Here is a 7,193-nt window from a genome sequence, read left to right as displayed (position 1 = left end):
GGTCGATCTGCTCCAGGGCGTCGCGACCGATGAAGTCGTGGTCGAACTTCACGAAGGAGCCGTAGCCGAGCTCCCACGGGGTCAGGTAGTAGTCCTCGATGTCGTCGGACACGAAGGATCCGGCGAGCGCGCCTGTCGCCTCGTAGCCGTTCGCCGGCAGCCACTCGCGGTACCGGCGCTCGATCTCGCCGCCGGTGTAGATCGCCGGCAGCGGCGAGGGGATCCATCCGGATTCCAGCGTGTTGGAGGAGTAGGCGCGCGAGCCGCAGGGCTCGATGCCGAACTCGAGCCCCGCGGCGAGGATGGCGTCACGGATCCGCTCGTGATCGGCGTACGGCCCCCACAGCTCCAGGCCGGGGGCGCCCGCCATGCCGTGGCGGAGCGTGCGCACCTGGGCGCCGGCGATCGTCAGGTGGCCCATGTGGAAGAAGCGCACCGGCTCGAGCGGGCCGCCGTTGAGCTTCTCGATGATCGACCACGCGTTCGGCCCCTGGATCTGGAACCGGTAGTACTCACGGTGCACGGCCCTGCCGTAGGGGCGCGAGGGCGAGCGGTCGTCGTAGCGGAACTCGACGTCGTAGCCGCCGGTCTCAGCGTGGAACTGCAGCCAGTTCGCCGCCGGTGCCCGGCCGACGTAGACGTAGTCGTCCTCGGCCTCGTGGAACAGGATGCCGTCGCCGATCACCCCGCCGTTGGACGCCGTCGGCACGAACTGCTTGGCGGTGTCGACCGGGAAGCTCGCGAACGAGTTGATGCCGGTGTCGCGCAGCAGCGCGAACGCGTCGGGCCCGGAGATGAAGAAGTTGACCATGTGGTGCGTCTGGTCGTAGAGCACGGCGGCGTGCCGCCACGCCTTCTGCTCCCGCCGCCAGTTCGTGAACTCGGCCGGGACGACCGGGTAGATGTACGTGCCCAGCTGAGAGTCACGGAGCATCTGCACGACGCTCCCCTTCTCGTCCAGGAGCTCCTGCAGACTGCTCGCCATGGCGTGCCTCGACTTCCTCGTCTCCGACGCGAACCGCTACCGCGATGCTACGAGCATCGTTTGCCTATGTCCATAGGTAAACGATGCCGCCGTCACGCCTCATTGCCCCAGATCATCGTGGCGAACGTCTCGACATGCTCCAGCTTGCGCCGCTGCTCCTCGATCGTGAGCTTCGCCGGGAGGTAGGCCGCCTGCTGGAAGCCCTTGTTCGGCAGGAGCCCGATCCGGTCGTACTCGTGCTGCTCGATCGCGAGGTCGAGACGCGCCATGACGGTGTCGATGTCCTCGAGCTCGGCGCTGTCGGCATCCACGATGCCCAGTGCGATCTGCTTCTCGTTGGGGACGAGCAGGGGCAGGTTCTGCGCCGCCGCGGCGTCGTTGTGGTACGGGAAGACGAACTTGTCGAACTCGCTCGCGAACAGCTGCTCGGCGCGCGGCGTGTCGACCGCACCCAGGTGGTCGCCCCAGCCGATGGTCAGCGCGATCTTCTGGTCCTCGTCCTTGTCCAGCCCCGCGATGGCGGCGTTGTCGATCTGCAGCGCGTCCTCGAACGACAGCTCCGGATGGTCGAGGCCGGTCAGATAGGCGCCGAAGTCGGGGTTGTCGAGCTGGACGACCTTGACGCCCAGCTCGAGCAGCAGCTCGATCTCGTCGTGCAGGATCTCGGCGACGGCGTCGCCGAGGGCCGCAGCACCCGGGTAGGCGCGGTAGCTGTCCTCGGCGTAGGTCTGTGCGGCGATGTGAGCCGCCGAGGGCAGCTTCACCTTCACCGGGAAGCCGGTGTGGTCGAGCAGGAAGCGGGCGTCGTCGCTCGCGATCGGCGTGCGCTGCTTGAGCGGACCCGTGAGCCTCCAGACGCCGAGGCCGCTCGCGGTCATCTGGTCCGGCACCCGGGCGAACCCGGACACCGACGAGAGGACCGGGCTGCGGTAGTCGGCGTTGCGGTAACCGCCGTCCGACAGGCACGACAGCGTCAGGTGACGCTGGTAGGTGAGGAACTCGACGAGCGCCTCGTCCTCGACATCGCGCAGCTCGTCGTCGGAGAGCTCTCCGCTGCGCTGCTGCGAACGCGCGTCCAGGATCGACTTCGGGCGGACGTTGTCGCCGTGGTTGTCGATCCGGTAGGTGAACAGGTTGGCCATGGCCCGGTCCCTTCAGTGCTGCTTCGGGTCGCCGGCGCCCTTGGCACCGGCCCACTCGTCGAAGTCGGTCTCGTAGCCGAGCTCGGTGAGGATCGACTGCGCGAGCGCCTCGTCCTCCTGCGGGGTGCCGCCGGAGACGCCGACGCCGCCGACGAACTCCCCCTCGCGCTTGAGGGTCACGCCGCCGCCGGTCGCGACGATCGGGAACTGACCCATCTCGCCGACCTTGCCGAAGAACACCGGGTCGGACTTCGACCAGCCGGTGAGCATGCCGCTGGGCCGCTGCATGACGGCGGACGTGTAGGCCTTCGACAGCGCGATCAGCGGCGTCATGGGGCGGGCGCCGTCGAAGCGGCGGATGGTCACGATGAACCCGCCGGAGTCGACGACCGCGATCGACAGTCCCTTGCCGAGGCGCAGCGCCTCGCGCTCGGCGACCTCGACGATCTTCTCGGCGTCGTCCTGCTGGACGTTCTGGGGCATGTCAGTTTCCTTCCAGCTCGTCGACGAGCTTCTTCACAGCGGCGTTGAACAGATCCGGGCGCTCCCAGTACATGGAGTGCGGGGCGCCGGGCACGATCTCCAGCAGCGACCCTTCGACCAGCTCGTGCGCCTTGGTCACCGTCGCGGGGCTGAGCACGGCATCCTTCTCGCCGGCCAGGAAAGCGACGCCGAACGGGGCGGCCGCGACGGTCTGGATCGACGGGCCGTCGCTGGCGAGGTTGCGCAGATCCTGCATCCGGGCCTTGTTGAAGGTGCCCATCTGGGTGAACAGGAACGTCTTGGCCGCCTCGTTCTCACGGAACGCCGTGGTCAGCAGCCGGTCGATCACCGGCAGCTTCTCGGCCTCGGCGCGGTCGGCCTTCACCAGCGGGGTGATCTCGGGGTCGTCGATGCCGCCCAGCGAGTGGGCGAGGATGACGCCCCGGATGCGGTCGGGCACGCGCAGCGCGGCCTTCAGCGCGGCGGCGGCGCCGATCGACTGTCCCAGCAGCACGACGTCGGTCAGGTCGGCGTCCTCGATGACCGCGACGATGTCGCCGGGGAAGTTCTGGCTGTCGTAGGTCTCGTCCTTGTCGGAGTTGCCGAAGCCGCGCAGGTCGATCGTGACGACGGTGTGCTGGTCGCGCAGCGCGACGACCTGCTGGTACCAGGCGGCGTGGTGGCCGCCGGAGCCGTGCACGAACAGGATCGGCGACCCTTCGCCGTGCACCTCGTAGTAGACGGTGGTGCCGTTGTTGTGGACGGTGGGCATGGATGTCCCTCCTCGGGGGCATGGGTGTGGGCGCGCGGTGCCGGGGCGAAGCGGGGCGGCGCTCAGACCGGACGGCGGCCGTGGAAGACGATCTCGATCATCGTGTGATCGGGGTCGTGGATGTAGCAGAACTTGGAGTTGTTCTCCGGCCGCTCGACGGGACGCGTGTAACGGATGCCGAGGTCCTTGAGGTGGCCGAGGAAGCCGTCCCAGTCGTCGACCTCCATGGCGTAGTGGTACGGCGCCATGCGGTCCATCTCCTCGACCGGCGTGAAGTGCAGGTCGAAGCGGCCCTTGGTCAGCAGCACGACGCGGGTGTTGCTCTTGGGCATGACGCGCTTGAGGCCGAAGACCTTCGTGTACCACTCGATCGTGCGGTCGACGTTGGTCGTGGGGAAGTTCACGTGGTGGATGTAGCGGGGCTCGATGCTCCGCCCTTCGGCGTCGAACTTGGGCTCGGGCAGCGCGAAGCCCTTCGCGACGTCGGCGGGGCCGGCGTCCGTCTCGGTGGTGCTCATGAGCGCGTCCTTTCTGTGTGGGTGTCGGCGGCTTCGCCGACGACGGTGTTGGTGAGTGTGCCGATGCCGGAGATTTCGATGTCGATGACATCGCCCACTGCCATGGGGGTGTTGCCGTCGGCGCCCATCCAGAGGACGTCGCCGGGGTGGATCGTGATGTACTTCGTCATCTCGACGATGAAGTCGTACGGGTCGAAGATCATGTCGCCGGTCGCGAACTGCGCGTCGAGCCGGCCGTTGCGGGACACGGTCGTCGTCGAGGCGAGCGGATCGACGTCGGTCTGGATCCAGGGACCCATGGGCTTGAAGGTGTCGGCGTTCTTGGCGCGGTAGAAGGTGCGGTCCGCGTGCTGCCATTCGCGGGCCGACACGTCGTTGCCGATCGTCCAGCCGAACACCGAGTCGATGGCCTGCTCGCGGGTGGCGTGACGCAGCGTCGCGCCGAAGACGGCCACGACCTCCGCCTCGGTCTCGAACCGGCCCTCGACGCCCTGCGGCTTGACGATGTCGGCGCCGTGGCCGACCAGCGCGCTCTGCGCGCGGTAGCCGACCTCGGGCCGGTCGCCGACCTTCACCGGGTCGTAGCCCAGCTCCTCGTGGTGGCGGTTGTGCGCCTTGTAGTTGAACCCCGCCGCGTAGAACGTGCCGGGCACAACGGGCGGCAGCAGCTCCACCGCGGCCAGCGGATGCCGCGGCAGGCCGGCCGCGAGCGCCGCCGGGTCCGCGGTCAGCTGCGCGAACGGCACGCGCAGCGGGTCGCCCGAGATCTCCTGGACCTCCTCCCCCTCGACCAGGCCGAGGAACTCGCGTCCCTCGTGCGTGCACCGCGCCAGCAGCATCCGGTTCCCTCCTGACCGTCAGCGCAGCTTGTGGCTGACGCGCTTGGTGATCAGGTACGCCTGCACGCCCTCGGGACCGGACTCGCGCCCCAGGCCGCTCTCCTTGACGCCGCCGGAGGGCGCCTCGGTGACCGAGCCGCCGCAGTGGTTGATCGAGAGGATGCCGGCCTCGAAGCCGCGCGCCAGGATGTCGGCCGTCGACGCGGACTCGGTGAAGCCGTAGGCGGCGAGGCCGAAGGGCAGCGAGTTCGCGATCCGCAGCGCCTCGTCGAGGTCGGTGAAGGTGGTGATGGGGGCGACCGGGCCGAACGGCTCCTCGCTCATGACCTCGGCGTCCAGCGGCACCCCGGTGAGGATGGTCGGCGCGTAGTAGTAGCCGGCGTCGTTGCGGCCCTCGCCGGTGAGGCGCTCGCCGCCGAAGGCGATCGTCGCACCGTGCGCGACGGCGTCGTTCACGAGGTGCTCGGTGGCCTCGACGCGCTTCTCGTTGATGAGCGGGCCCATCGTGGTGCCCTCCGCCAGCGGGTCGCCGACCTTCAGCGCGGCGGCCTGGCGCACCATCTCGGCGATGAACTCCTCGGCGATCGACTCGTGCACGAGGATGCGGCTCGGCGAGGTGCAGACCTGGCCCGCGTTCGCCCACTTGGCGGCGGAGGTGCGGCGTGCGGCGACGATGGGGTCGGCGTCCGCGGCGACGACGACGGGCGCATGTCCGCCCAGCTCCATGATCGTCGGCTTCATGAGGGCGCCGGCGCGGGCGCCCAGCTCCTTGCCGACCGGGACCGAGCCGGTGAAGGCGATCAGGCGGGTGACGGGAGAGGCGATGAGGTGCTCGGCGGTCTCGGCGCCACGACCGAACACGAGGTTGAGCACACCCGCCGGCAGCCCGGCGTCGTGGAAGGCCTGGGCGAGCGCGCACACCGTGGCGGGCACCTCCTGCGAGGCCTTGATGACCAGGGCGCAGCCGGCGGCGATCGCGGCGGACATCTTGCGCATGGGCGAACCGGCCGGGAAGTTCCAGGGCACGATCGCGCCGACGACGCCGACCGGCTCGTAGCGCACGGTCAGCTGCGAGTCGACGTCGGTCGGGATGATCCGGCCGTACAGCCGCCGGGTCTCCTGGGCGCACCACTCGAGCGTGCCGGAGACCCGGACGACCTCCATGACGGCGTCCTTGAGCGGCTTGCCCTGCTCGATCGCCATGAGCGTGCCGATCTCCGAGGCGCGTTCGCGCAGCAGCGCGACGGTCTTCATGAGGATGCGGCTCTTCTCGAACGCGGAGGTGTCGCGCCACAGCGGGAAGGCGCGCTCCGCGGCGGCGAGCGCGTCGTCGAGGTCGCTCGCCTCGGCGCGCGGCACCTGGCCGATGACCTCGTCCGTCGCCGGATTCCGGACGTCGAAGGTGCGGCCGTCGGCACCCGCACGCCACTCGCCGTCGATGAACAGGCCGAGCCGTGCCTTCGCGTAGGTGTCGGCGGCGACGGAGGGGGCGTCAGTGGTGATGGTCATACGAGGGCGGTTCCTTCCGACGTGTTGGGGGCTTTCGGGTCGTTGTTGGTCGCCAGCACCCAGATGTGGTGCGGCGGCGTCTGCTCGTGGACGTTGGGCCCGTAGGAGTCGTCGACGCGGTCCATGTCGGCGGCGTACTCGACCCGACCCCCGGCGGGGCAGTGGATGAAGCGGAAGACGTTCGAGCCGACCGTGTGACGGCCCAGGCGCCGGGCCTCCCGCCATCCCTTCTCGATCATGTGGTTGCCGCCCTCGATCACGTCGTCGAAGCCGCTGACCTCATAAGAGGTGTGGTTCGTGCCGGCGCGGTCGGGACGGTGGCACAGCAGGAAGTTGTGCTGGTCGTCGTCGCCCTCGACCTGCATGAACACGCCCATGGGCTCGACGATGTCGGTGGCACGGAAGTTGAGGCGCTTCAGGTAGAAGTCGATCGCCTCGTCCTTGCCCTCCTTGGGGATGTTCAGGGCGACGTGGCAGACGCGGATCGGCCGGACGTCGGCGATCTCCGTCTGCGGCTGGTTCCAGCGCTCGACCCGGCCGGAGCTGTTGTACTTGCGCGGGTCGTAGTCCAGGTGCCTCGGGTGCGTGACGGCCAGGCCGAGGCCGAAGCCGGTCTCGTCGAGCGTGTGCGCGGTGCCCTCGTCGTCGACGACGACCTCGCGGTCGGTGCGCAGGTCGGCTACGAGCGCGTCGACGGACTCCTGCGAGTCGACGCCCCAGACGACCTCGCGGATGCCGGGGCCGTTCTCGACCGGCGGCGGCAGCGTCGGGTCGTCCAGCGGGCGGAGGATGATCCGCTGCTCCACCTGCGTGGTCAGCACGGAGCGCTGCGGCGTCTGCTCCTGGAGGGTCAGGCCGAAGTCCTGGAAGAAGCGGGTGGCCTCGTCGAGGTCTTCCACCCCGTAGGTGACGGATTCGATGCGTTCGATCGACATTGAGGGCCGG

The 7,193-nt window shown here is 69.2% G+C and carries 8 protein-coding genes; all 8 read right to left on the bottom strand.

All coding sequences use genetic code 11. The features are described 5' to 3' along the window. Positions 1 to 985: vanillate/3-O-methylgallate O-demethylase (gene ligM, locus QM626_RS04890; RefSeq protein ID WP_415074567.1), on the bottom strand; the 985-nt coding region annotated here is incomplete at its 3' end. A 92-nt stretch (positions 986 to 1,077) separates the two neighbouring features. Next, positions 1,078 to 2,127: a hypothetical protein gene (locus tag QM626_RS04885; protein ID WP_415074565.1), complete on the bottom strand. Its 1,050-nt coding sequence runs from the start codon at positions 2,125 to 2,127 to the stop codon at positions 1,078 to 1,080. Positions 2,128 to 2,139: 12 nt separating this feature from the next. After that, entirely contained in the window at positions 2,140 to 2,610 is a 471-nt protein-coding gene (locus tag QM626_RS04880; protein ID WP_415074563.1) for a GlcG/HbpS family heme-binding protein, read from the bottom strand. Position 2,611: 1 nt separating this feature from the next. Beyond that, complete coding sequence (locus QM626_RS04875; protein ID WP_415074561.1) at positions 2,612 to 3,382, bottom strand: alpha/beta fold hydrolase; 771 nt, start codon at positions 3,380 to 3,382, stop codon at positions 2,612 to 2,614. Positions 3,383 to 3,444: 62 nt separating this feature from the next. Then, positions 3,445 to 3,900 carry a VOC family protein gene (locus QM626_RS04870; RefSeq protein WP_415074559.1) on the bottom strand — a complete coding sequence of 152 codons (456 nt, stop codon included), beginning with the start codon at positions 3,898 to 3,900 and terminating at the stop codon, positions 3,445 to 3,447. Then, the gene (locus QM626_RS04865; RefSeq protein ID WP_415074557.1) at positions 3,897 to 4,739 is read right to left on the bottom strand and encodes a fumarylacetoacetate hydrolase family protein; all 843 of its coding nucleotides are present in this window, start codon (positions 4,737 to 4,739) and stop codon (positions 3,897 to 3,899) included. The genes QM626_RS04870 and QM626_RS04865 overlap by 4 nt, the downstream gene beginning before the upstream one ends. Positions 4,740 to 4,757: 18 nt before the next feature. Next, complete coding sequence (locus QM626_RS04860; protein ID WP_415074555.1) at positions 4,758 to 6,248, bottom strand: NAD-dependent succinate-semialdehyde dehydrogenase; 1,491 nt, start codon at positions 6,246 to 6,248, stop codon at positions 4,758 to 4,760. Continuing rightward, complete coding sequence (locus tag QM626_RS04855) at positions 6,245 to 7,183, bottom strand: VOC family protein (protein ID WP_415074553.1); 939 nt, start codon at positions 7,181 to 7,183, stop codon at positions 6,245 to 6,247. The genes QM626_RS04860 and QM626_RS04855 overlap by 4 nt, the downstream gene beginning before the upstream one ends. Between the last annotated feature and the right edge of the window lie 10 nt (positions 7,184 to 7,193).

The sequence above is a fragment of the Microbacterium sp. genome (assembly GCF_047606385.1).
Taxonomy (GTDB): Bacteria; Actinomycetota; Actinomycetes; order Actinomycetales; family Microbacteriaceae; genus Microbacterium.
The sequence above is the reverse complement of the archived record's forward strand: the minus strand, read 5'-3'. Positions and strand labels throughout refer to the sequence as shown.